General features: G+C 35.9%; 21 protein-coding genes and 1 pseudogene. 3 read left to right on the plus strand and 19 right to left on the minus strand.

All coding sequences use genetic code 11. The annotated features are described in order from the left end of the window. Window positions 1–277: 277 nt before the first annotated feature. Window positions 278–1348 (plus strand): calcium/sodium antiporter, encoded by a 1071-nt coding sequence (locus tag HORE_RS10410; protein ID WP_015923729.1) that lies wholly within the window; start codon window positions 278–280, stop codon window positions 1346–1348. 70 nt (window positions 1349–1418) lie between these two features. Here HORE_RS10410 and HORE_RS13360 read toward each other — a convergent pair whose 3' ends face one another. From HORE_RS13360 to HORE_RS10475, 14 genes and pseudogenes are all read right to left on the minus strand, one after another. Continuing rightward, window positions 1419–1739: a CPBP family glutamic-type intramembrane protease gene (locus HORE_RS13360; protein ID WP_143710063.1), complete on the minus strand. Its 321-nt coding sequence runs from the start codon at window positions 1737–1739 to the stop codon at window positions 1419–1421. Next, complete coding sequence (locus HORE_RS13010; RefSeq protein WP_041606095.1) at window positions 1667–1903, minus strand: hypothetical protein; 237 nt, start codon at window positions 1901–1903, stop codon at window positions 1667–1669. Before HORE_RS13010 ends, HORE_RS13360 begins: the two co-directional genes overlap by 73 nt. A gap of 244 nt (window positions 1904–2147) precedes the next feature. Next, window positions 2148–3871 (minus strand): annotated as a pseudogene (ptsP, locus tag HORE_RS10420) (phosphoenolpyruvate--protein phosphotransferase). A 12-nt stretch (window positions 3872–3883) separates the two neighbouring features. After that, window positions 3884–4168, minus strand: a complete 285-nt coding sequence (locus HORE_RS10425) for an HPr family phosphocarrier protein (RefSeq protein ID WP_015923730.1) — start codon at window positions 4166–4168, stop codon at window positions 3884–3886. A 78-nt stretch (window positions 4169–4246) separates the two neighbouring features. Next, on the minus strand, window positions 4247–6472 hold the full coding sequence (locus tag HORE_RS10430; protein ID WP_015923731.1) for a BglG family transcription antiterminator: 2226 nt from the start codon (window positions 6470–6472) through the stop codon (window positions 4247–4249). Window positions 6473–6880: 408 nt separating this feature from the next. Beyond that, the gene (gene ulaA, locus HORE_RS10435; protein ID WP_015923732.1) at window positions 6881–8146 is read right to left on the minus strand and encodes a PTS ascorbate transporter subunit IIC; all 1266 of its coding nucleotides are present in this window, start codon (window positions 8144–8146) and stop codon (window positions 6881–6883) included. Between the two features lies 1 nt (window position 8147). Continuing rightward, entirely contained in the window at window positions 8148–8834 is a 687-nt protein-coding gene (locus HORE_RS10440) for a HigA family addiction module antitoxin (protein WP_015923733.1), read from the minus strand. Next, window positions 8827–9186 carry a type II toxin-antitoxin system RelE/ParE family toxin gene (locus HORE_RS10445; protein WP_167935789.1) on the minus strand — a complete coding sequence of 120 codons (360 nt, stop codon included), beginning with the start codon at window positions 9184–9186 and terminating at the stop codon, window positions 8827–8829. Before HORE_RS10445 ends, HORE_RS10440 begins: the two co-directional genes overlap by 8 nt. Before the next feature lie 89 nt (window positions 9187–9275). Further along, window positions 9276–10973 carry a restriction endonuclease subunit S gene (locus HORE_RS10450; RefSeq protein ID WP_015923735.1) on the minus strand — a complete coding sequence of 566 codons (1698 nt, stop codon included), beginning with the start codon at window positions 10971–10973 and terminating at the stop codon, window positions 9276–9278. 8 nt (window positions 10974–10981) lie between these two features. Beyond that, window positions 10982–12436 (minus strand): type I restriction-modification system subunit M, encoded by a 1455-nt coding sequence (locus HORE_RS10455; protein WP_015923736.1) that lies wholly within the window; start codon window positions 12434–12436, stop codon window positions 10982–10984. Window position 12437: 1 nt separating this feature from the next. Then, window positions 12438–14723, minus strand: a complete 2286-nt coding sequence (gene hsdR / locus HORE_RS10460) for an EcoAI/FtnUII family type I restriction enzme subunit R (RefSeq protein ID WP_050748659.1) — start codon at window positions 14721–14723, stop codon at window positions 12438–12440. A 265-nt stretch (window positions 14724–14988) separates the two neighbouring features. Further along, entirely contained in the window at window positions 14989–15468 is a 480-nt protein-coding gene (gene rlmH / locus HORE_RS10465; RefSeq protein WP_015923738.1) for a 23S rRNA (pseudouridine(1915)-N(3))-methyltransferase RlmH, read from the minus strand. Between the two features lie 30 nt (window positions 15469–15498). Further along, entirely contained in the window at window positions 15499–16293 is a 795-nt protein-coding gene (locus HORE_RS10470; protein ID WP_015923739.1) for a S1C family serine protease, read from the minus strand. 15 nt (window positions 16294–16308) lie between these two features. Continuing rightward, window positions 16309–17100: an MBL fold metallo-hydrolase gene (locus tag HORE_RS10475; protein WP_015923740.1), complete on the minus strand. Its 792-nt coding sequence runs from the start codon at window positions 17098–17100 to the stop codon at window positions 16309–16311. 156 nt (window positions 17101–17256) lie between these two features. Between HORE_RS10475 and HORE_RS10480 the strand changes: the two genes are divergently transcribed. After that, window positions 17257–18276 (plus strand): protein-glutamate methylesterase/protein-glutamine glutaminase, encoded by a 1020-nt coding sequence (locus HORE_RS10480; RefSeq protein ID WP_015923741.1) that lies wholly within the window; start codon window positions 17257–17259, stop codon window positions 18274–18276. Next, a complete protein-coding gene (locus HORE_RS10485; protein ID WP_015923742.1) occupies window positions 18276–19067 on the plus strand; it encodes a CheR family methyltransferase in 792 nt (263 codons plus the stop codon). The genes HORE_RS10480 and HORE_RS10485 overlap by 1 nt, the downstream gene beginning before the upstream one ends. On the opposite strand, the gene HORE_RS10490 is transcribed toward HORE_RS10485, so the two are convergent. The 5 genes from HORE_RS10490 to HORE_RS10510 all read right to left on the minus strand — a co-directional run bounded on the left by HORE_RS10490 (window position 19064) and on the right by HORE_RS10510 (window position 24851). Continuing rightward, window positions 19064–19711 (minus strand): redox-sensing transcriptional repressor Rex, encoded by a 648-nt coding sequence (locus HORE_RS10490; protein ID WP_015923743.1) that lies wholly within the window; start codon window positions 19709–19711, stop codon window positions 19064–19066. The two genes, HORE_RS10485 and HORE_RS10490, sit on opposite strands and share 4 nt — an antisense overlap. A 268-nt stretch (window positions 19712–19979) precedes the next feature. Continuing rightward, window positions 19980–21941, minus strand: coding sequence for a methionine--tRNA ligase (gene metG, locus HORE_RS10495; protein WP_015923744.1), 1962 nt, complete (start codon window positions 21939–21941; stop codon window positions 19980–19982). Window positions 21942–22038: 97 nt separating this feature from the next. Beyond that, on the minus strand, window positions 22039–23202 hold the full coding sequence (locus HORE_RS10500) for an iron-containing alcohol dehydrogenase (RefSeq protein ID WP_015923745.1): 1164 nt from the start codon (window positions 23200–23202) through the stop codon (window positions 22039–22041). 55 nt (window positions 23203–23257) lie between these two features. Beyond that, complete coding sequence (gene rsmI / locus HORE_RS10505; protein ID WP_015923746.1) at window positions 23258–24118, minus strand: 16S rRNA (cytidine(1402)-2'-O)-methyltransferase; 861 nt, start codon at window positions 24116–24118, stop codon at window positions 23258–23260. Then, the gene (locus tag HORE_RS10510; RefSeq protein WP_015923747.1) at window positions 24111–24851 is read right to left on the minus strand and encodes a tRNA1(Val) (adenine(37)-N6)-methyltransferase; all 741 of its coding nucleotides are present in this window, start codon (window positions 24849–24851) and stop codon (window positions 24111–24113) included. The genes rsmI and HORE_RS10510 overlap by 8 nt, the downstream gene beginning before the upstream one ends. Window positions 24852–24854: the final 3 nt, after the last annotated feature.

Below are 24854 nucleotides of genomic sequence, written 5' to 3' on the forward strand. Positions count from 1 at the left end.
ATTTACAGGAATATATTTTTAATTGACATTGCTTTAATAACATATTATAATTATTTTTAGCTGTTAAATAGTTTATTTTATTTAAAAATAATAAAACTTGTTTTAACCACAGGGGAGTAGTTCAAAAAAGTAAAGTCAACAACCGGCATCCTGGCCTGGCTTTACTTGCATAATGTAAATTATGTGAACAAGACCTATGGCAGTATCTGTCATCAGGTCTTTTTTTGTTTTGCCAATACTGGTGGACAAAGTATCCCATGAAGAAAGGGAGGTTTTTATGGAAGCATTAATACATAATTATTTAGTTTCATTTCCCACCCTTGCTCTACTTATAACGATTGCTATAATGCTTTACATTCTCAGTAAAGGTGCTGATATCCTGGTCGATGAAGCAGTTAAGCTTTCTCTACAGTTAGGTGTTCCTAAAGTAATTATTGGGGCTACTATTGTCTCCCTGGGTACAACCCTGCCCGAAGCTGCTGTCTCTGTTCTGGCTGCCATTAACGGCAATCCTGATCTGGCTTTGGGAAATGCAGTTGGTTCAATTATTGCTGATACCGGCCTTATAATTGGTGTGGCGGCCCTTTTAGGATCTCTACCTGTTAGTAAAATGATTGTCAATCGTCAGGGACGTATCCAGGTCTGGGCTGGTATTTTACTTGCTCTTGTTAGTCTTCCGTTAGTATCTGGTTCCAATATACCTCAGTGGATAGGGTGGGTATTCATTGTGTTGCTGATATTGTATATCTATTCCTCTATTAAATGGACCCAGAAAACCGATACAGGCCAGACTGCGGCTACCAGTATTTCCCGGGGGAGTAACGCTAACCAGCCAACCCCTGCCCAATCAGACGTTTCTGTTGAAATCACTATTAGTGAAGATAGTGACTCATTGGTTTTAAGGATATTTAAACTGTTTGCAGGCATTTTCCTGGTTATAGGATCATCAAAGGTTCTTATCCCGGCGGTAGAGATAACAGCTATTCGTATTGGAATTCCCGAGAGCATTATTGCAGCGACTCTTGTCGCTTTCGGAACCAGCTTACCTGAACTTATGACTGCCATTACTGCTGTCAGAAAGGGGCACGGAGAACTGGCTGTCGGCAACATAGTGGGGGCAGATATTTTAAATGTACTGTTTGTAGTTGGTAGCGCTGCCTCTGTCACCGCGGGAGGGCTAAATGTGCCGGCTAATTTTTACAGGCTTCAAATACCAACTATGGTCATTATTCTGGTAACATTCAGGTTATTCTCCCGGGGAAGAAATGAAGAGATTACTAAAAAGGAAGGCATTGTTTTATTTCTTCTATATGTTATCTACCTGATTTTAAACTATACCTGGGTTTAAAAAAATAAACTGTTCAAAAAAGACCGGCGCTATCTATTGCCGGTCTTTTAAGCTTTTTTTACCGATTTTTTTAATTTTTAACTGGATAATCTGAATTAGTTTTTATTTTTTCTATAGTTTGAAATAATATGTATACCAAAATGGAAAAAATAAGAATAATAACTGATGGTAATATTTTGTTAATGGGTACGAATACCATCAGAAATGAATTGGCAAATGCATGTAAAATTATACATAAGAATATACTTCGCCTTGCTAAATATACTATTGACAGCAAAAATGATAATGACATAACAAAAATTGCAAAATGGAGAAAGTTCATATCAGCCTGATTAGTACCTTTAATAAACCATAATGGTATATGCCAGGCAGCCCAGACAAACCCCACCATCTAGCACTTACAGCTGGCATAAATCCTCCAGCAATATAAAAAATCATCATCAAAGGTGTTCCATACTGAAGAAAGTTATATTGATTGGCAACAGCAATACTCCCCCATAAAATCCAGGTTAGCCCAAATGTAAAAACTAAATACTTTTTTACTTCCCTATTCATTAATATTACCCTTCCATTTTGAATTTAAAAAATATTTTTGCAAAAAATCCTGGAGATTGTTAGAATAGTTTCCCAAACATCTTGAGAATCCCCTCTTATAAAGAAAAAAACAGGTGTCAGTACGGTGGGAACACACACTAAAAAAAAAGGCTCCAATTTAGGAGCCTCATAAATAAGAGATAATGACATTAGCAAGTTTAAACTATAATTTGGGGACCAGAAATAACCCGGATCTCCGTATAAGCTACATCTGAGGTAGATTTAATAACTGTTGTTCCAAATACTCTTCCACTTCTTTTGCGGTAGATAAACTTAAAGCCTCTCTTGCCATCTCTTTAGCTTCCTCTAAGGTCATATTTCTAATAATATTTTTAACTTCTGGAATTGAAACTGCACTCATACTAAATTCGTCAAGCCCAATTCCTAATAAATAAGGAACCATCCGCTTATCTCCCGCCATTTCTCCACACATTCCAACCCAAATTCTTTCTTGATGAGCAGCATCTACTACTCGCTTGATTAATCTAAGCAAAGCAGGATGAAATGGCTTATATAAGTGCGATATATTTTCATTCATTCTATCTGTAGCAGTTGTATACTGAATTAAATCATTCGTTCCAATACTGAAAAAGTCTGCTTCTTTAGCTAAAATATCAGCCGTCATAGCCGCTGCTGGAACCTCAACCATCATTCCTACTTCTAAATCAGAATCAAATTTAACTCCTTCTTCCCTTAAATCAGTTTTCACTTCTTCTAAAACCTGATTAGCAGCTCTTAATTCTTCTACTGAGGAGATCATTGGATACATTATTTTAACTTCCCCATAAGCACTGGCCCGTAAAATTGCTCTTAATTGAGTTTTAAAGATATCCTTTTTATCTAGACACATTCGAATAGCCCGATAGCCTAAGAATGGATTCATCTCCCCTGGCAAATCTAAATAAGGTAGCTCTTTATCCCCACCTATATCTAAGGTTCTAATTACTATTGGTCCGTCTAGCTTAGTTGCTACTTCTTTATAGGCTTTAAATTGTTCTTCTTCTGTAGGTAAGGAGTTACGGTCCATGTATAAAAACTCACTTCGATAAAGTCCAATTCCTTCGGCTCCGTTATCCAAAGCTCCTACTACATCATCAGGAGTCCCAATATTTGCGGCAACTTCCACCTGATGACCATCTTTAGTCTTAGCTGGTAACTCTTTAAGTTCCGCAAGTTTTGCCTTATGTTCTTCATATTCTTTCTTTCTTTATATTTTTCTACCACTTCTGAAGTAGGGTCAATAATTACTTTCCCATCTAAACCATCCACGATCACCGTTACTTCTTTCTCAACTTCAGTCAATAAATCATTAACTCCTACCACAGCAGGAATTTCTAAAGACCGTGCCATAATAGCCGTATGGGAAGTTCGACCTCCAATCTGAGTTACAAATCCTAATACTTTATTCTTATCTAATTGAGCTGTATCTGAAGGAGCTAAATCTTTAGCCATTAGAATAACTTCTTCATCTAAATTCATTAAAGAAACAGTATCATGTCCTAATAAATTCTTTAAAATTCTATCTCCTACATCTTTAACATCTGCAGACCGCTCCTGCATATATTCATTATCCATATTAGCAAACATAGTAGTAAACCTATTCACTACTTCATCTACTGCTGCTTCAGCATTAACATTTTCTGTATCTATTTTTTCTTCCACTGCTGAAATCAATTCTGGATCGTCTACTACATTAAGATGAGCCGCAAAAATTTCTGCCTCATCGGCTCCCATCTCTTTATTAACTTTTTCTTTTATCTTCTCTAACTGTTCCCTGGAAGTTGCAACAGCATCATGAAATCTCTGTTTTTCTTCTTCGGGATTATCAACTACTTCTTTTGAATAAGATAAGTCTTCATCATTCATAATTACTACTTTGCCAATTGAAATTCCCGGTGAAGCTGCTACTCCTGTTAGGTCTCTACTCATCTTATCAACTCCTTAGTTCTTTTCTCCAAATTTATCTTCTATTAAACCAACCAGAGCATCAACTGCTTGACTGGCATCTGCTCCCTTTGCCAGAATAGTTATTTCAGTATTCTGATCAATTCCTAAACTCATTAGGCCAATAATACTTTTAGCATTAATTTCCTGGGAATCTTTAACTACCTTGATGTCTGCATCATACTTTTTTGCCATCTCCACAAACATAGAAGCCGGTCGAGCATGTAAACCTGTTTTATTGGCTACTACTACTTTCTGCTTAACAACTGAATTTTTTTCCATTAAACTCACCTCTTATATAAAATTAATAAAAATATTTTAGTAAATAAAACACGATGCAACGCTAGTGAAAGATTATTATTACTTAATTAACATTTCTTCTATCTTAATTAAAACATCATGTTGGTTATCTACTGTCAGCATTTTCTCTACAAAACCATATTCATTAATTAATTTCAAAAGTTCAGATAAAGCAGAGAGATGGGAAACTTCATCTATAGGAGCTAATGTAAAAATTAAATGAACAGGATCATAATCATGACCAAAATTAACTCCCTCTTTTATAATCCCTAATCCCATACTCTTTTTTACAACTCCATCTTCAGGTCTAGCATGTATTAAACTAATATGAGGGGATATTACTACGTAAGCACCTTTTTGTTCAATGACTTCTATCGTTCGCTCAACATATTCTTCTAATATATGACCCTGATCTACTAAAGGCTTTGCTGCTACTCTAACTCCTGTTCTCCAATTATCTACCTTATCAATTACTGCTATATTATTTTCAGTTAACAATTCTAATAGTCCTTTACCACTCTCTTCTATACTTTGCCTGTCAGCTGTATCATCTATTTTATCTAAAACTTTAACTCCTTTAGAAGCAAAAAAATCTCTTAAATCTTTTTTTAGGCTATCTTTATCTCCTACAATTGCTTCTTGCTCTATAACCTCAATTACTTCTTCAATATCAAAGGAATAATCTGTTATAGATTCAGAGTCCTCTTTAATTTCAGTGGAATCAAAAATATCTCGCTTACTTTGAATAATAGCTTTAACATTTTTCTTATCCTTCTGGCTTAATAGAGGATTAACCTGTAATACTAAAATATCATCAATATCTAACGGGATAGTTGTAATAATTAAATCAATGTTTTTTAAATCAACTTCATTATTCTCTAATTGAATAACAGAAACAACATTACAAATTTTGATCTCAGAAAATTCTTTACTTAATCTAGAAGATAACAAGTTAGTTGTTCCTACTCCACTTGAACAAACTAAGACTACCCTTAATTTTCTGCTAGATTTACTCCTCTCTAAAGCAGCTCCAAGATGAAGGGTAATATACCCAATTTCATCTGAACTAATTGATTTTTGCAACTTGCTCTGTAATATCTTAGCTGCCCTTTTAGCTGCTTTAAATATTTCCCCGTACCTGCTTTTAACATCTAACAGTAAGGGATTTTTTAATGGTAGGTCATATTTTATACGATTAATAGTTGGTTTTAAATGTAACGCCAGACCAATTATTAATTGAGTATCATCAATTAACTTAACCCCTAAATAGTCTTCAGCTACCTTAACCATTTCTTTAGTTAAAATAATCAGCTCCTGGTCTAAATCCTGGTTGATAAGTTTTTTATAATCGTCATCACCTATCTTTTGCCATAATTTAGCCCCCATTAAATGTAAGGTAACATAACCTATCTCCGAATCTGGAATGCTTATGTCAAAAATTTGCTCCATGATCTTTCCTATCTTCTTGGCTATCTTATATTCATCACTTTTTTTAATAACCTTTAATCGTTCCTCGGGTAGCTGAATATCTTTTCCTTCTAATAATCTGCTTATTGCTAAAGCTAAATGAACTAACAAACTAGCATACGCTTCATCAGCAAATTGAAATCCTAATTGCTTTTCGGCAAAAGAAATTACACTTTCAATCTTGGTCAAATCAATACCAGATACTAATTTATCAAATTCTTTAAAAAACCCCGGCTCTAAATTTCTTTCTTCCAATGCTTTTTTCTGAATTTGTCGTAAAAATCCAACTAATTCTTTTTCATTTGCTGTTTCTTCTAAAACATTCATCATGGCATGTCTAATATCTATCTCGTCACCTTTTATTTCTAAACCATAATTGGTCTTTCTAATAAGAATTAAATTGTGCTTTGATAACCAGTTTTCAACTTCATCTAAATCTTTAATTATTGTTGACTTACTGATGCGTAACATTATTTCTAATTCTTTGATAATAATCGGTTCATTAGCCTGAAATAGTCTAAATAAAATTAGATGCTGACGCTCTTTAGGAGATAAAATTCTTTCAAGGCCATAAAGATTAGCTAATTCTTCTTGTATCTTATTTAACTCTTCTTCTTTTCCCTCTAAATAAACCCCAATTCGTGTTTTTCTTATTAATTTAGCATCATAGGAAGAGATACTAGATTCAATATCATCTAGATCATACCTGATCGTTCTACTACTAACATTAAATCTATCAGCCAATTGTTTAATAGAGACAGCTTTCTCCTGGTCAATTAAATATTTCAATAATTGACAAACCCGGGGTTTTAAACTCAACTTTTTGCCTCCTTACTTATTTAAAGGGAAAAGCTCTTGTAATTAATTGCTAGAATTTTAAAACATTTTTAACAAATTTATTTGTAATATTCTTAGCAATTTTTTCTAAAATCGAAGAAATAACTCTTCTTTCATTTTCATTCCTTTAATTTCCTCTCTATCTAAGGAATCATCATAAGCTGCTCCAGTATGCTTTTTTATTGAATCACGTTGTAAGCCTCTAAATATTAGCTATTCTCTCCAACAACCCTATTACCTCCTTGTAAATAATACCAACTTATCCTATTACTATTTTTGTTGCCAGACTTTTGAAAAACTCGCAATACCAGTATCAGTTAATGATATTAACTTTTAAAGAGTAAAGAAGGGTATTAATGCCCTTCTTTACTCTTTAGATTTAAAAAATTATTAACTAAATAATTTAGCTATCGTTCCAATAATAATACCTACAACTCCAAAATCAGCATCTCCAAAAGTAATATTAGCAAATCCTAAATTTCCTAACACCGGAAGTAATAAAGCTGGCAAGAAAGTAATCATAATTCCATGAACAAATGCTCCTAAAACAGCTCCCTTTTTCCCACCAGTAGCATTACCAAATACTCCAGCAGTAGCCCCACAGAAAAAATGAGGTACTAGTCCTGGAATAATTAAAGCCAGTCCTAATGGCCCTAGCAAAAACATTCCTACAATTCCACCTAAAAAACTAGATAAGAAACCAATAGTTACAGCTGTAGGAGCAAAATTGAAAGTAACCGGGCAATCTAATGCTGGTTTAGCATCTGGAACTACTTTTTCAACGATTCCTTCAAAAGCTGGGACAATTTCTCCCAAAATCATTCTTACACCTGACATGATAATACTAACTCCTGCAGCAAAAGTAATCCCTTGCATTACAGCAAACATAAATAAGCTCTGGTCTCCTGCATATTTACTAACAATTTCTGGACCAGCCTTTAGAACAATAATTAAAAAGATAACTGTCATTGTTATAGCAGTCGACAATAATGACTGTTTTAAAAAGCCCAATGACTTTGGAACTTCAATATCTTCTGTAGAATCTTCTGGATTCCCTACTAACTTGCCTATAAAACCAGAAACAACGTAAGCAGTAGTTCCAAAATGTCCTAAAGCAATATCATCACTGCCAGTTATTTCTTTCATAAACGAGTCAGCCAATGCCGGCATCAAAACCATTAGAAAACCTAATATTGCTGACCCTACAATTACTAATGGAGCTCCAGTTAAGCCTGCAGTTCCCAATACAGCTGCCAATAAAGCCGCCATAAAGAACGTATGATGTCCTGTCAAAAATATATACTTCAATGGAGTAAAACGAGCATAAGCCAGATTGGCTAGAAAGCCAAATCCCATAATTAAAGCAGTTTCTTTTCCTAATGTTTTTTGTGCTACAGCTACTACAGCTTCATTAGTTGGAACTACCCCATGAATATTAAAGGCTTCTGTAATGATTGGCCCTAAATTATTTAAACTTTGAACTAAAACCCCTGCCCCTGCCCCCAGGATAACAAAACCTATAATACTTTTAAAAGTCCCTGACATAATTTGAGAGAAGTTCTTTTTAGCAGCTACCAGACCAATAAATGTCATTACTCCAATTAAAACAGCTGGCTCACTTAATATATCATTAACTAAAAAATCTAAAAATTGCATTTTATTCCTCCTCGTTTGTTTTTAAATGATGAGGAACCAAAACAAAGGCAACTCCACAATTAGCTAAAATACTTATCAAATCAGAATAAAAACTGGCAGGTTCTTTGTTAGTCATCCTACGAAACCTGGGAATATTCTCATTTAATTTTTCCTTCGAAAATGATTCTGTATCAATTTTATTAGCAAGGCTTATACCCTTTTCTAACCAGGCAGCTAAAGCCAGTGATGAAGCCTTATCTGCTTGTGTAGTTCTAAAGGCTGCATTATAAGCTGGAGTTTCAAAAATCAAAGTAAGATTAGATACTCGAAAAAAATTTCTTAAATTAGATATCTTCTCTTTCAATTTGCGTGTTTTAGGAACCCAGTTATAACCTGCCATTTCAGAATAAGGTATACTTTGGGCAATCTTTTTTTCTTCATCACTCTGCTTTTCATCTATTCTAGCTAAAGTCTCTCTATAATTAGCTTCTAAATTAATCCAGAAACTGGCCGGAAGAGAAAAAATATTTTCCAGTTTAATAGCAGTTTCAGCAGTAATGGCTGCTTTTCCTTTAATAATTTCATTAATGTGCTTTTTTGAAAAACCAATTCTTTTAGAAAGTTCTGCCTGTGTCATATGATTTGTTTCTATCAATTCTAATAAGGTTTCACCTGGAGGTATTGCAATATCTGGATAATATTCAGTCATGATAATCAGTCACCTCCCAAATTTCAATTTTATTAATTTCATGCAAAGGAATCTCCTCAATATCTCTATCTGAATCTATAATCGGTTTGAAGACTATTCTATATCCACCTATAACATCTACCGCAAAAAAACCTTTATACTTACCAGATAATTTATGTCTCCTATATGGTGGTTTATGTGGAACTTGTGCAAGGTTTTCAAAGGCCTGCAATTCATTTAGCCTTCTAACTAAAATCCTTGCGGTTTTTACTCCAAATTTTTTTTGCGCTTTTTTATGTTTTGTATATAATTTTAATAGTTTTTTACTTTTAAACTCTAGAATCATTATATTATAAAAACCTCCAGATGTCAATTTTAATTAACCTATTAGGTTAATTAAAATATATAACACTCATCAGCTATTAAAAAAATTATCTGATTGTCCAGCATTTAATAATATAGTCACTCAAATAATTTCCTTTGTAAAGATTTCATTAATAACTCACTATTATTTCTATTTTTATTAATTTGGTTTTCTAGTAAATTACATAAGGCCATTAATTTGTCTATTTTTTTGACAATTTGTTTCTGTTCATTTAACGGAGGTAAACCTATAACAAAATTTTCTATAAAATCTTTTCTAATTCTTTGCTGTCCAGCTGTTCCAGTAAAAGTTGAAACCCCTTGATTAATAAAATTCTTTGCTTTTACAATGTAGAGGAAAAATTTCATATCTATTTCTTTTAAGTAGCTGGTAAGAACATGCAATTCAGTTGTCCCAGCTCCATAACCTGAATATAAATTTTTCATGATTGCTGATTTTCTATTTTCAAAGCAAGGAGTAATCTTAGCTACTACCAAATCATTTTCTTTAAAATGAGTATAACCTTTTTTTACTTCTTTCCATAACTTCTTTTTATGACTGTGTTTACTTAAATAACCATCTTCAATCAGCTTCATTGGAACAAATGACACTTCTAAATTATCATTTAATTTATTTCGTTGATTAATTATCATTATTTCTCCCAACCTCACCCATTCCCAGCCTTTAGGTAATTCAAAGGGAATTTCAGCTTCTTTTATTGGTGGTAAGGGTTTGGTTTTTCTAATTTTCTTTTCTTTAATTAATCTTTCTTTTTCTTTATTTATTTTTTCAATTAATACTGATGCTGGTTCATCATCCGGATCCTGAGGCACAAGCTTACCCTGAATAGCCAACTGGAGAATGATATCTTTTAAATCATTTAAATTTTCAGGTGTTGTATATACTTCTTTAAGGTTTCTAATTATAAATGTTATATTCTTATCTAATTCTTCTTTACTCTTACTCTTTTGAATTCTATTTGAAATACTCTTTGATACTAATTGTTTTGCGTTAGCCTTTTTTTCTAATGATACTTCAAGTTGGTCACAAAAGGTCATTAACTCATCCAATTTGTTTACGATACGTTTCTGTTCATTAAGAGGTGGTAATGGGAAAATAAAATTTGCGACCTCTTTCCCAGATACTTCTTTAAAAGTAGTCCCTGAAGCATTATCATTTATTCTTTTGGCATCATACATCAAAAAATAATAAATATATTGATTCATATCCATAATATATGGAACACATGATTTAAATCCTTGATTTGTTGCTAAATCATTTTGTGCAATTGCTACATACCCTATAGGAGCTCTACTTGAAAACAATACGCTTCCTTTGGGCAAAAGTTTTGCTGAACTATTTTGCAAACCCAATTTAGTAATATTTCTCCGTCCCCTAGAAATATACTTTGATTTAAGCCCGTTTAAATCTGCTGGGGTTAACCATGCAATATTACCATTTTCCCAATACGCATGTACTTTAGTTTTAGGAGTTCCACCTCCAACTATCCTTCCGATATTCCCTAACCTCACCCATTCCCAGCTTTCAGGTAATTCAAAAGGAATTTCTTCTTCTTTGATTGGTGGTAAGGGTTTCTTTTTTCTAATTTTCTTTTCTTTAATTAATCTTTCTTTCTCTTTTTTTATTTTTTCAATCAATACTGATGATGGTTCATCATCCGAGTTCTGAGGCACAAGCTTTCCTCTGACAGCTAAATTTAAAATTAAATTTCTTAATTCCTGAATCTTTTCCCTGGAATCAAAGATTAACTGAAAATTATCTATAATTTTTTTCATATTACCACCTACAATAACTTTCTTAGTTCAGCAATGATTTTTTCTTGAATTTCTTCTACCTCTTTAACAGCTTCATTATATTTTTTTAAAATAACCTCGGGGTGATCTAAATCCTCTTCTTCTACATTGCGATTTTTAAAATCCAGATTATAATCACGCTCAATTATTTCTTCTTTTGATACCTTCCAGGCAAATTCATTCTCTTCCCTTTTATCCCACCACTCTTGCTCTGCTTTAAACTCTTCCATACGAATTGGTTTGGTTTTGGTATACTTTTTATAACCCTCAGGTAGTTGATGCTCATAATACCAGACTTCTTCTGTACCAGTCCCATTGTAATCAAAAAATAAAAGATTGGTATTAATATCTGTATAAGGCGCAAAAACACCATTAGGTAACCTTACAATAGTATGAAGGTTAAACTCGTTTAATAATTTTTTCTTTATAACTATTTTAGCATTATCATTACCAAATAAAAACCCATCAGGTAAAACAATACCTACCCGGCCTCCTTTTTTAATCCGGTGAAGAATAAGGGTCATGAACAGATCAGCTGTTTCAGATGTTCTATACTCTGCAGGAAAATTCATTTTAATACCTTCTTCTTCAGTACCGCCAAAGGGAGGATTCATTGCAATAACATCATATTTTTTTTCTTCTGGATAATCTCTAACATTTGTTGCCAAGGAATTTTGATGAAGAATATCCGGGAAATCTATGTCATGGAGAATCATATTTGTACAGCATAGTAGATGAGGCATCGGTTTTTTTTCAATACCATGTAAAGAATTTTTAATAGTTTCACTTTCCTCAGTAGTTAAATTTTCTTTACTTGCTTTCATATGCTCTAAAGCTGATATTAAAAAACCTCCTGTACCACAGGCAAAATCTGCTACCTTTTCACCAATCTGTGGATTAAGTCTATCAATAACAAAATCAGTAACTGCCCGGGGTGTATAATATTCCCCTGCATTTCCTGCCGATTGAAGATCTTTAAGTATTGTTTCATATATATCATTAAAAGCATGTCTTTCTTTATAGTCCCCAAAATCAATTTCATTGATCTTATCAATTACTTGCCATAGTAAAACACCTGACTTCATGTAGTTATTTGAGTCTTCGAATACATCTCTTACCAATATTTTTCTCCTGTCAGTATGTTCATCAACAGAGAGATTTTTTAGTTCCTTAAATAACTCTTCCACAAACTCTATAAGCTCATCTGAACTCATTCTATCAGCTTTGCGCACACCAGCCCAATTACCCCATTGATATTTTTCAGGTACAAAAGGGCCTTTAAGATCATAGTCATCTTCAAAAGCCCATTCTTCCTGTTCTTTTGTATCAAAAATTTTTAAAAATAGCATCCAGGTGAGTTGACTAATTCTTTGAGCATCCCCATCAACACCAGAATCCATTCTCATTATATCTTGAACATTTTTTACAAAATTTGTTAAAGTCATTTCAACTTACCTCTCCTTTATATATTTCTGCTTCTAATTCCTTAATCGCTTCTAAATATTTTTTCTTTCCGCCAAAGAGTTTAAATATTCTTCCTGGCATACCTATTTGCTTAAATTCATCAAGTTTAAGGATTTTTATATCTTCTATTTCTGTAATGTTGCTGTTTTTATACTTATCAAGAAGAATCTCAAGGACTTTTCTTGCTTGCTCTCCATATTTAGTGAAATAATTTCGCTTTTTAACATTATTTATTCTTTCTGACTTTGTTAAAGGCTTGGCATCAAAAACTATATGACAAATTAAATCAAAATCATCTATATCCTCTTTGCCTACCTCTTTTCTAAGTTCATCAAGTATAATTCCCTGTTCCAGTAACTCATCATATATAACCTGTTTTTTTTCTTCTTCAGTCCATCTCCTTATAAAATCGTCAAGTGTAGCATATTGTTTTCTAATATTTTTCTTTGTATAGTCTACATAGGATTCAGAAACAAGTTTACCATTAGCATCAAGATACTGAACCCTTTTATTAATTAAATTAACCTCGACATCATCCACATAGTATTTTACTCTTCCTTCTTCATCCCCACCTTCATCATTTCCAGGTATTCTATTACCACCATTAACATCATTTCCTGGGTAGTTATCACCATCTTCATCGTCAGGTATTGGATATCCATCAAAGTCAGGGTCAGCAAATAACCTTGTAGCTCCCCTAAAATCTAAAATAGTAAAATAATATTTACCATAATCAGGCCTTAAACGTGTCCCCCGCCCTATTATTTGTTTAAACTCAGACATAGAATTGATCGTCATATCAAGAACAATAAGCTTACAGGTTTGAGCATCAACGCCAGTTGTCATTAATTTAGATGTAGTCGCAATAACTGGATAAGTCTCAGAAGGTTCAATAAAATTATCCAGCTGAATTTTAGCCTCTGGATTATCCCCGGTAATACGCATTACATATTTATAATTTTGCTTTACAAGATCTGCATTTTCATTCACTAATGCCTGTCTCATATTCTCAGCATGTTCAATATCCTGGCAAAACACAATAGTTTTAGCAAATCTGTCTTGCAACTCCTCTTTTAAATACCTTGTAATTTCTTTTGCAACTAATTCATGTCTTTTTTCTAAAATTAATTCTCTATCAAAATCATTAACATAATACTCTCTATCTTCCATAACTCGCCCATACTTGTCAGTCTGACCTTTAATTGGTCTAAATCCCATTAAATCCTTATCTAGTCCCATTCTTACTACCTTATATGGTGCTAAAAAGCCATCCTCAATCCCCTGCTTCAACGAATATGTATAAATTGGTTCTCCAAAATAACCTTGAGTTGATACATCAGCATCCTCTTTTGGAGTAGCAGTTAATCCAAGATGTGTTGCCTGATCAAAATACTCTAAAACCACTCTCCAGGCACTATTTGCCCTGGCACTTCCTCGATGACACTCATCTATTACAACAAGATCAAAAAAATCAGGACTGTATTCCTCAAAGGTCTTTTGCCATTCTTCAGGACCCGTCATTGACTGATATAGGGCAAGATAAATCTCATGGGCATGAGAAACATTTCCTCTTTGAATCTTAATCATCTTGTCACCAAAAGGACTAAAGTCACCCGTTATTGTCTGGTCAACTAAAATGTTACGGTCTGCAAGAAAGAGGATTCTTTTCTTTTTACCCGCTTTCCACAATCTATGGATAATTTGAAAGGCTGTAAAGGTCTTACCGGTTCCAGTAGCCATAACAAGCAGAATACGTTTTTGCCCTTTGGCAATTGCCTCAACTGCCCTATTTATGGCCACCCTCTGGTAGTATCTAGGGGTTTTATAATTTATTTGATAAAAATAATCTTGTAAGTACAACTGCTCCTGTTCTCTGGTAAATTCTTTCTGCTTACTAAAACGACCCCACAATTCCTCTGGAGAAGGAAAATCTTCCAGAGCAATTTCTTTTTCTCTACCACTATTGCGGTCATGCTCAATGAAACCTTTGCCATTGCTAGAATAAACAAAGGGAATATCTAAAATTTCAGCATACTCCAACGCCTGTTGCATTCCTGCACCTATAGGAAGGGTGTCTTTTTTAGCTTCAATAATTGCAAGGGGTATATTACTTTTATATTGAAGAATATAGTCTGCTCTTTTGGGCTTAGCCCTATTAACAAGCTTACCACGAACAATCACCCGTCCATCAGTAAAGCTATACTCTCTAAGCACCTGTTTATTTATATCCCAGCCTGCATTCTGAATAGCAGGTGTAATATACCGCATACAAACTTCAGTTTCTGTAAGAGCCACAATTTTCACCTCCCTATTTTAAATATAAATTTACACGTTTACATATTCATCTATCATTTATATTCTTGTATCCTTTAATTAATAATTTTCTCCAATAATTACATATTTCCTGCAACTTTTTATACTTTACAACAACACCATTACTTTCACTAAATAGATTTTTTAAAGCTTTATGAATATTTTTCTATTAAAAATAAACCTCCTCTAGGGAGGCCTTATTTCATTAAATTTTTATGCATTATTTATGATACGGTTCACCTTTAATTATTTTAAAAGCACGATATAACTGCTCCAGCAATATCAGCCTTATCATCTGGTGGGTAAAAGTCATATGGGAAAATGATAAAATATAATCTCCGGTATCCAGGACCTTCTGGCTTAACCCCAGGGCCCCTCCAATAATAAAAGTTATATTACTGTAACCTTGCAATTGCAGATTTTGAATAGATTTAGCCAGTCCCTCTGAAGTCATTGGCTTCCCTTTAACATCCAGTACGATAACATAGGAGTTTTTGGGGACATTCTTTAATAGCCTCTCCCCTTCTTTTTCTTTGACTTTTTCTATCTGGGCTCCACTGGCATTGGGAGGGATTCTTTCATCATCTACCTCGATTACATTTACTTCGGTATAGGGCTTTAGTCTTTTTAAAAATTCTTTTATTCCAGCATTAATGTAGTCCTCCTTTATTTTTCCTACCGCCATAATATTAATCTTCATAGCCCTGTCCTCCCTTTATAAATAATTTTTTTATAAATAATTTTCTAAAAAACCCCTGACAGTACTGATAGGAATAGCAAAACCTATGCCAAATCCCTGCCTTATAATAGCAGTATTTATACCTATAACCTGACCCTGATCATTTAAGAGAGGGCCACCACTGTTTCCGGGATTTATGGCAACATCTACCTGAATCAGGTTTCTTAACTTCTGTCCATTTTCTGTATATATATTCCTGTTGAGGGCACTTACCACTCCAACAGTCAGGGTATTTTCTAACCCGAGGGGATAGCCCAGAGCAATAACAAGTTCACCGGCCCTCAACCGACGAGAGGTTGATAATTCAAGAAAGGGTAATTCCTTTTCATTAATCTTTATTAAAGCCAGGTCATTTTTAGCATCGGCTCCAACCATTTTTCCTGAATAGACCTTCTCCCTGTCGGGGATCACTACACTTATTTTCTCAGCTCCCTGAACCACATGGTAATTTGTTAATATATAACCTGTATCAGTAATTATAAACCCCGACCCAAACCTCTGCTCACTTTTTAAAAAAAGAAACGAAGGCTTTTTTCCAGTAGTTATTTTAACCACGGCCCGGGACACATTTTTTGAGATTTCAGTTATATTACCCCTGCTTTTTACCTTATTCTCAGACTCATCTTCAAAGATAATGGGTATTCTCTTAACACCGGGTCCTTTAAACATTGATGGGAAGACAAAGTAAATGATTAATATACCTGCTAACAGAGCAATAATTACAAACCAGAGAAACGAATACCAGTTAATCTTCTTTCTATTATTTTTGTTAAACAAGGAATCCACCGATGACACCTCTTTTTACCCCACCCTATAAAGGCGGGTAGGCTTTTCTCGATACGCAAAATCCACTTCAAGGTCTCTACCAATAATAAACCCTTCTTCCTCAAGACCATTTTTAACAGTTATATAGGCCAATTCCGGTATATTATTATCTTGACTTAGATGAGCCAATAATATGCGGGGAAAGTTATCTTCTATTAATTCTGGTAATATGGCAGCCGTATCGTCATTGGAAAGATGGCCCTGTGCACTCCTGATTCGCTTTTTTAAAAACCAGGGGTAGGAACCGGTCATCAACATATCGAGGTCATGATTGGCCTCGATAATAAGAAGGTCTGAACCTTTAAGGTATGCTTTAGCTTCATCTGGCATTATACCCATATCTGTGGCCAGCCCCAGTTTTAAATTTCTGCATTTAAATACAAAACCGACCGGGTCTTCGGCATCATGGGAAGATGAAAAAGGAATTACCCCCAGATTACCGATTGAAAAATCCCCATCAAATATTTTACAGTTATTACTTTTTATTTCACCGAGACAGGGTTCAGCTGCCTTCCAGGTAAGTTCATTGGCAAATACAGGAATATCGTACCTCCTTGATAATATTCCAACCCCTTTAATATGGTCCTTATGTTCATGGGTAACCAGTATGGCATCTATATTCCCAGGATCCACCCCTACTTTTTTTAATCTTCTGGCTATCTCTTTACCACTTAACCCGGCGTCAACCAGGATATTAACCTTTCCATCTGTAATATAAACACAATTTCCTGAACTACCACTGGCCAGAACCGATACATTAACACTCATAAAATTCACTCCAATATTTGCAGGATTTTATAAAGAAAAAACAGAATTATTTATTTAAATCAAATAAAATTTATTATAAAATAAGTAACACCGGTAAATTTATGAAACCAGTATAATTAAAATAAATATATAATACCACTTAGGAGGTTACACAATATGATAAAAGTAATGGTTGTAGATGACTCTGCCTTTATAAGGCAAATTATGAAAAAAACCATTAATCAGGAAGACGATATTGAAGTTATTGCTGTTGCCAGAAATGGTCAGGAATGTCTCGACCTGATTGAAGAAAAACACCCTGACGTAATCACTCTGGACATTGATATGCCCGGTAAAGACGGGCTGGAAATACTTAAAGTATTAATGGATAAATACAGTAATATTCCTGTTATTATGTTAAGTGCTATTGACAACCGGGATACAGTTATGAAAGCCCTGAAACTGGGGGCCTTTGACTTTATTCCAAAACCCTCCGGGAACATTTCTTTAAATATTAATGATGTTTCAAAACAGTTAATAACTAAAATAAAGGCCGCAGCAGGCAGTAATATATCCTGTAGTAAGCAGGGTAAGCAAAAGGCCACTGAATTTGATCATAAGCCAGGAGATTTCCCGGTTATTGCCATCGGTAGCTCCTCGGGAGGGCCAAAGGCCCTGAAAGAAATACTACCTGTTTTTCCGAACAATCTAAAGGCAGCTCTGGTAGTTGTCCAACATATGCCACCCGGTTTTACAGCGTCTCTGGCCAAAAGGTTACATCAGGAGTCGAAGATTACCGTAAAAGAAGCCAGCGAATATGATTATCTGCAACCGGGGGTAGCCCTGATAGCCCCGGGGGGCTATCACCTGGAATTTAATCCTGAAGGAAGAGTTGTTTTAAACCAGAAACCACCGAAATGGGGTGTCCGTCCCTGTGTAGATTATATGCTCAAATCGGTAGCAGACATTTATAAAGAACGGGTCATCGGAATAATTTTAACCGGCATGGGCAGAGACGGGGCTGAAGGCATGAAACAGGTAAAAAAATATAATGGTTATGGAATTGTTGAGGATAAAAGCACTGCCCTCGTTTATGGAATGCCCGGAGCTACTATTGAAGCCAGAGCTTATGATGAAATTCTTCCCCTTCATCAAATACCATTAAAAATAATAGACTTAATAGAAAGGAGAAAATAATGGGCCTGAGTTTCAACGAATTTAAAGATGAAGCAATTAAAATTCTGAACATTGATCTTGATAGTTATAAAATAAAAAGGGTAAAAAGGCGGACCGACAGCCTGATGCGCCGCCACAACATTAAAACCTATGACGACTGCCTGGAGCTTATAAAAAGAGATACAGATTTCAGGGCAGCCTATTTAAACCATTTTACCATAAATACCTCGGAGTTTTTTAGAAACCCCGAAAACTTTGATTACTTACGTGATAAAGTCCTCCCCGGTCTTTTTAATAAACAGGAAAAAGTCAAAATATGGAGTGCCCCCTGTTCCAATGGGGCAGAACCTTATAGTATTGCTATCATCCTGGAAGAAATGAATATCAAGCCTCATCGCTACGAAATCCTGGCCAGTGATATTGACCCGGATATTTTAGAAATGGCCAGGACCGGTATATACAGTAATAATATACTACAAAACGTTTCCCCTGAATTACTTAAAAAATATTTCTCTCCTGTTCAGAAAAATAGTAACAGCAAATATCAACTGACTAAAGATATTATTAACCGGGTGACTTTTGAAAGAAAGGACCTCCTTAAAGAAAACTATTCCTCTGACTGGGATTTGATATTAAGCCGAAATTTCTTTATTTATCTAACCAGGGAAGTCAAAGAAAGATTAACCAGGAAATTTACCATGGCCCTCAAACCAGGTGGCTATTTGTTTCTGGGGAATACAGAATTTATCTTTGACCCCAGAAGATATGGCCTGACAAAACTGTATTCTTCTTTTTATAAAAAGGAAGACTAGGCATCAAGTTTATCCTGCCAGCTTAAATGGTAGATTAAACTAACAATCCCGACCGCAAGGTCTTCATTCCTGACAACAATTTCATCAGGGACAACAATCCGGGTGGGGGCAAAGTTCCAGATGGCTTTAATCCCCGCCCTTACCAGTTTATCAGCTACTTCCTGGGCAGCACTGGCCGGTACAGTAATTATCCCCAGGTTAATGTTACCTTCCTCCACTACTTTATCCAGATCTTTCATGCTCTCAACCGTAATAGGACCAATTCTATTACCAATTTTATCGAGGTCAACATCAAGAACATTTGTTATCTTTAAACCCATTTTTTCGAAACCTTCATAATTTACCAGGGCCCGGCCCAGGTTACCGGCCCCTATTAATACAGCAGGCCATGTCTTATTTACCCCCAGAATCTTTCCGATAGATTTTTTCAGGTCATGGACATCATAACCGACACCACGTCGCCCAAATTCACCATAGTATGATAAATCCTTTCTTACCTGGGTAGAAGGAATACCGAGCCGACCACCAAGCTCTTTTGATGAAATAACTTCAATGTTCTCAAATGTAAGTAATTTATCCAGACACCTGTAATAAAGGGGTAACCTTTCTATAGTTGCCTTGGGTATAGAATCTATATTCTTCATGACTCCACTCCTTTCAAACCTTCCTTCTTAAACGTCCAGTATGCCAGATAGGCAAGGGAAAATTTATCAAAATTATCATTAAAATTATACCATACAAGGTAATTAGCTGCAATAAATGAGCTTATACCAAATAAAATTCTGATAACCCCGGGTCAGACCCAACCATTTGAAAAATCATCATGGTACCAGTATAATCATCGATATTAAAAACCCACCATCCACAGAAAAGGCTGGTGGGTTTTAAACTCTACTTCCTGAAAAAGTTTAACTATTTTACCTGACTACCACTGGATATATCCTTCTCAACTGTAGTCAGAGTTAATTCACCACTGTCATTGGAGGCAGCCAGCACCATACCTTCTGATTTTACCCCAAAAATAGTAGCCGGTTCAAGATTAGCCACCAGGATTACTTTTTTACCAACAAGTTCCTCAGGATTATAGTGTTTGGCTATACCGGCAACCACCTGTCTTTCCTCGTCTCCCAGAGACACTTTTAGCTTTAAGAGCTTATTACTCCCCTCTATTTTTTCTGCTTCCTTGACCTCAGCTACCCTTAAATCAAGTTTAGTAAAATCATTAAACGAAATAGTTCCTGTATTTTTATCCTGTTCTGCCATATCATTACCTCCTTTTCCTTTATTATCACTGGTTTCCTTATTTTCATTGTTGTTCAGTCTTTCAAAATATTCTTCTATATCAATCCTGGGATAAATCGGTTTACCCTTTTTTACTTTTCTTCCCGGAGATAGTAGACCCCATTGTTTTAAATCACTCCATGATGCTTTCTCTATTAAATCCCTGGCATTAATCTGTTCACCAATCATGTATGGTGTTTCCACCAGAAATGGTTTCAGCATACCGGCAATAATTCTCAGGGCCTCAATTAAATTATACAGAACAGTCCCCAACCGGTCTTTTTTATCCTCATCCCGGGCCAGAATCCACGGGGTTGTCTGGTCTATATACTTATTACTTCTCCTGATAAAATTCCATAATGACTCCAGAGCTACTGCATATTTGAGGTTGTCCATACTGTTATCAATTTCATCCAGGGTTTTCAGGGCATAATTCTTAAGGTCTTTATCCACCTCTTTCTCAACACCTGGTTCAGGTATTACCCCGTCAAAGTACTTATCAACCATAGTAACAGTCCGGTGCAGAAGATTCCCGAGGTCATTGGCCAGATCAGAATTAATTCTCTTAATTAAAGCCTCAGTTGAGTATGTCCCGTCCTGGCCAAAAGCAACTTCACGTAACAGATAATACCTTATCGGGTCTACCCCGAAATCATCTATAAGTTTATTGGGATCAACAACATTCCCCTTAGATTTTGACATCTTCCCGGTTTCAGTTAAAAGCCAGCCATGGCCGAACACCTTTTTAGGTAAGGGCAGGTCGAGGGCCATTAAAATTATAGGCCAGATAATGGTATGGAATCTCAGAATATCCTTACCAACAATATGGACATCAGCCGGCCAGTAATGATTAAACTTTTTATCATCAGATAAATACCCAATAGCGCTTATATAATTACTTAAGGCATCAAACCACACATAGATAACATGATCATCATCTATGGGAACCGGTATTCCCCAGTCAAAGGTTGTTCGGGAAACACTGAGGTCTTCAAGGCCAGATTCAATGAAATTTATCATTTCTTTACGACGGCTTTCAGGTTGAATAAATTCCGGGTGTTTTTTAATATGTTCCAGAAGACGGTCAGCATATTTACTTAATTTAAAGAAATAGCTCTCTTCTTCTACCCATTCAACCGGACGTCCACAGTCAGGACAGACCTTTTCCCCTTCTAACTGCCTTTCAGTCCAGAAAGTTTCACAGGGAGTACAGTACCATCCTTCATATTTCCCTTTATAAATATCTCCCTTCTCATATATCTTTTTGAAAATCTCCTGGACCACCTTTTCATGGTCAGGGTTGGTTGTCCTGATAAAGTAATCATAATCCACCCCAAGTCTCTTCCATAAATCCTTAAAAGTAGCAACAATTTCATCAACATATTCTCCGGGTTTTTTACCCGCTTCACTTGCTTTTCTCTCAATCTTCTGACCATGTTCATCAGAACCTGTCAAAAACATGGTATCATAATCCTGCATCTCTTTGAATTTGGCCAGAGTATCAGCTGCTACAGTGGTATAGGCATGACCAATGTGTAATCTGTCACTGGGATAGTAAATAGGAGTTGTCACATAAAATGTTTTTTCGGACATGATATTCATCTCCTTTCCTTCACAATTCAGTTGTCTACAACATTATGCAAACATGTTAATGGATGCTTTCTATACCTCTTTCTCACTATACATTTTTCTAGAGACTCATTTTTAGAATCTGGTAGACATCATCTTTAGTGAGTTTTTTATACCCACCCAGTTCTTTATTAGAAACAGCACTCTCGGCCATTATTTCAAGTTTTTCTTCACCTATATTATAATCAGCAAGCCGGGAAGGGGCTCCCATCTCGTTAAACCACTGCCGGGTTTTCTCAATACCCTCCAGGGCAACTTCCCGGTCTGTTTTATCATCAGTTGAGACCCCGAAAACCCTGACCGCATACTGGACAAATTTATCGAGCCCTTCATCCATTACATACTTCATCCAGTTGGGAAAGATTATAGCTAATCCTCCACCGTGGGGGATATCATAAAAAGCGCTGAGCTCATGTTCAATAGCATGAGAAGCCCAGTCGGTCTCCTTCCCCATAGCAATTAACCCATTCAAAGCCATAGTACCACATAACATAATGTTGGCCCGGGCCTCATAATCTTCAGGATTATCGAGAACCTTCTTGCTTTCCTCCCTCAGAGTTATTAAAATACTCTCAGCCCACCTGTCCTGAACAGGGGTACCCGGAGTATGGCTAAAATACTGTTCATAGACATGAGCCGCAATATCGACAATACCGTAAACTGTATGTTCCTCAGGAACTGTACAGGTATAAACGGGGTCAAGTATGGAAAATCTGGGGTTTACTGCCGGGGTATGTATAGCAAGTTTCTCATTAGTTTCAAGGTTAGAAATAACAGCGTTTCCGTTCATCTCAGTACCTGTCGCTGCCAGGGTTAAAACAGCCCCAACCGGAATAGCCTTATCAGGCTCTCCGTCCATAGTAAACATCTCCCATGGGTCTCCATCGAACTTAACACCGGCGGCAATTGATTTAGCAGTGTCAATGGTACTCCCACCACCGACCCCGAGTACAAGGTCAACATTATTTTCACGACAGATTTTAACACCTTCGCGAACCTTGTCTATTCGTGGATTGGGCTTGACCCCACTTACTTCATGGATGTCTATCCCATTTTCATTTAAAATGCCAATAACCTCATCATAGAGCCCTATCCTCTTAACACTACCTCCCCCTGTAACCAGGAGAACAGAATTTCCAAATTTTTTTACCCTGTCTCCCAGTTGTTTAATCATGCCTTTACCAAATAAGAGCTCTGTAGGGTTATGAAAAGTAAAGTTATTCATATCACTTCACCTCTTTACTATATTATTCTAATTCTATAAAATTTAATTCTCCCTGTCAACGTTTTTCGGGCCTGGCTTTAATAACTACTGCTTTTTTATAAACCTCCTTTTTGGGGAGGCCTCTGACTCTGGAGACTTCTTTAATAGCCTTTTTCTTGGTATAACCCTTATCCATTAACATTTTAATATGATCTACTACACTTAATGATCCAAAATCCCTGCCAGTTTGATTCTCCTTTACTCCCCCCTCGATTACTATTACAAGCTCTCCTTTTATCTTACGTTTAGTGGCTTCCTCTAAAAGTTCAGATGGAGTCCCGTACATCTTTTCCTCATAAACCTTTGTTAACTCCCTGATTAAAGCAATTCTCCTCTCAGGAATATATGTATGTAAATCCCTTAAAGTCTTTTTTAAGCGATGCGGGGATTCATAAATAATAATGGTCCTCTTTTCATTCTTTATATCTTTTAACCTTTCCTCCCTGGTTTTCCCTCTCCGGGGTAAAAACCCTTCAAAAACAAACCGGTCAGTATCAAACCCTGAAACAACAAGGGCACTAACAGCAGCTGTGGGACCGGGTACCGGAATAACCTTAAACCCCCTGTCTATCACCTTCTGGATCAATATTAAACCAGGATCAGAAATGCCGGGCATTCCAGCATCACTGACCAGGGCTATCTTCTGACCTTCTTCCAGTTTATTTATTAATTCCTCTGATTTTTTCTCTTCATTGTGTTCGTGGTAACTTGTTAACGGGGTAGAAATATCATAATAATTTAATAATTTAACCGTGCGGCGGGTATCTTCAGCCGCAACTAAATCAACCTCCTTCAGGGTTTTTATAGCCCTGAAGGAGATATCCTCGAGGTTGCCCAGCGGAGTCCCACATATATATAGCTTCCCTATTTTATTCATTATAATCATCCCCGCTGTAACCGTACATTCTCTTAACAGTATCAGTATACTCCTGAGTATTCCCTTTATAGACCACTAAATTGGGTTCAACCTCAAGACCGAGACCTCCCCCTTTTTTAGCCTCAATCAGAACGGTTTTGGGATTCAAATTTTCCCGGGACTGAACAAAACAGAGCCTTTTCGGCTCCAGTTTATTTTCCCTCATCAGGGTTATAATTTCCGGCAAACGCCAGGTCCTGTGAACCATGGCCATCCTTCCCCCCAGTCTTAAGACCCGGGAACCCTGTTTAATAACGTCTTTCAGGGTTATAAGTATTTCATGCCTGGCAATAGCCTTTTCCCTGTTTTTAGTAATCTTTCCCTTGTCAGGAGGCATATAGGGAGGGTTACAGACCACCAGATCAACACTTTCTAATTCTATATAGTCATCTATCTCCTTTATATCCCCTTCGATAAATTCAATAATTTCTTCCAGCCCATTCATCCGGGCACTCTTTTTAGAAAGCTGAACCAATTCGGGGAGTATTTCCAGGCCAATAACCCGGCCAGGCTTCTGTTTGAAAGCCAAAAGCAGTGGAATTACTCCACTGCCACTACCCAGGTCAACAACAGATTCACCATCCTTAACCTTTACAAAATTGGCCAGGAGCACGGAATCTGTTCCAAATTTAAAATAATCTGTATCCTGTATAATCTGAAGTTTTCCCGGTATTAAATCATTTACTTCTTCCATAAT

This window comes from Halothermothrix orenii H 168, assembly GCF_000020485.1.
In the GTDB taxonomy this organism is placed as follows: Bacteria; Bacillota; Halanaerobiia; order Halanaerobiales; family Halothermotrichaceae; genus Halothermothrix; species Halothermothrix orenii.

Coding starts and splice junctions, on each gene's coding strand:
- HORE_RS10410 (WP_015923729.1), top strand. CDS start 278: ATGGAAGCATTAATACATAATTATTTAGTTTCATTTCCCACCCTTGCT.
- HORE_RS13360 (WP_143710063.1), bottom strand. CDS start 1,739: ATGGTGGGGTTTGTCTGGGCTGCCTGGCATATACCATTATGGTTTATT.
- HORE_RS13010 (WP_041606095.1), bottom strand. CDS start 1,903: ATGAATAGGGAAGTAAAAAAGTATTTAGTTTTTACATTTGGGCTAACC.
- HORE_RS10425 (WP_015923730.1), bottom strand. CDS start 4,168: ATGGAAAAAAATTCAGTTGTTAAGCAGAAAGTAGTAGTAGCCAATAAA.
- ulaA (WP_015923732.1), bottom strand. CDS start 8,146: ATGCAATTTTTAGATTTTTTAGTTAATGATATATTAAGTGAGCCAGCT.
- HORE_RS10440 (WP_015923733.1), bottom strand. CDS start 8,834: ATGACTGAATATTATCCAGATATTGCAATACCTCCAGGTGAAACCTTA.
- HORE_RS10450 (WP_015923735.1), bottom strand. CDS start 10,973: ATGAAAAAAATTATAGATAATTTTCAGTTAATCTTTGATTCCAGGGAA.
- HORE_RS10455 (WP_015923736.1), bottom strand. CDS start 12,436: ATGACTTTAACAAATTTTGTAAAAAATGTTCAAGATATAATGAGAATG.
- hsdR (WP_050748659.1), bottom strand. CDS start 14,723: ATGCGGTATATTACACCTGCTATTCAGAATGCAGGCTGGGATATAAAT.
- rlmH (WP_015923738.1), bottom strand. CDS start 15,468: ATGAAGATTAATATTATGGCGGTAGGAAAAATAAAGGAGGACTACATT.
- HORE_RS10475 (WP_015923740.1), bottom strand. CDS start 17,100: ATGAGTGTTAATGTATCGGTTCTGGCCAGTGGTAGTTCAGGAAATTGT.
- HORE_RS10480 (WP_015923741.1), top strand. CDS start 17,257: ATGATAAAAGTAATGGTTGTAGATGACTCTGCCTTTATAAGGCAAATT.
- HORE_RS10485 (WP_015923742.1), top strand. CDS start 18,276: ATGGGCCTGAGTTTCAACGAATTTAAAGATGAAGCAATTAAAATTCTG.
- HORE_RS10490 (WP_015923743.1), bottom strand. CDS start 19,711: ATGAAGAATATAGATTCTATACCCAAGGCAACTATAGAAAGGTTACCC.
- metG (WP_015923744.1), bottom strand. CDS start 21,941: ATGTCCGAAAAAACATTTTATGTGACAACTCCTATTTACTATCCCAGT.
- HORE_RS10500 (WP_015923745.1), bottom strand. CDS start 23,202: ATGAATAACTTTACTTTTCATAACCCTACAGAGCTCTTATTTGGTAAA.
- rsmI (WP_015923746.1), bottom strand. CDS start 24,118: ATGAATAAAATAGGGAAGCTATATATATGTGGGACTCCGCTGGGCAAC.
- HORE_RS10510 (WP_015923747.1), bottom strand. CDS start 24,851: ATGGAAGAAGTAAATGATTTAATACCGGGAAAACTTCAGATTATACAG.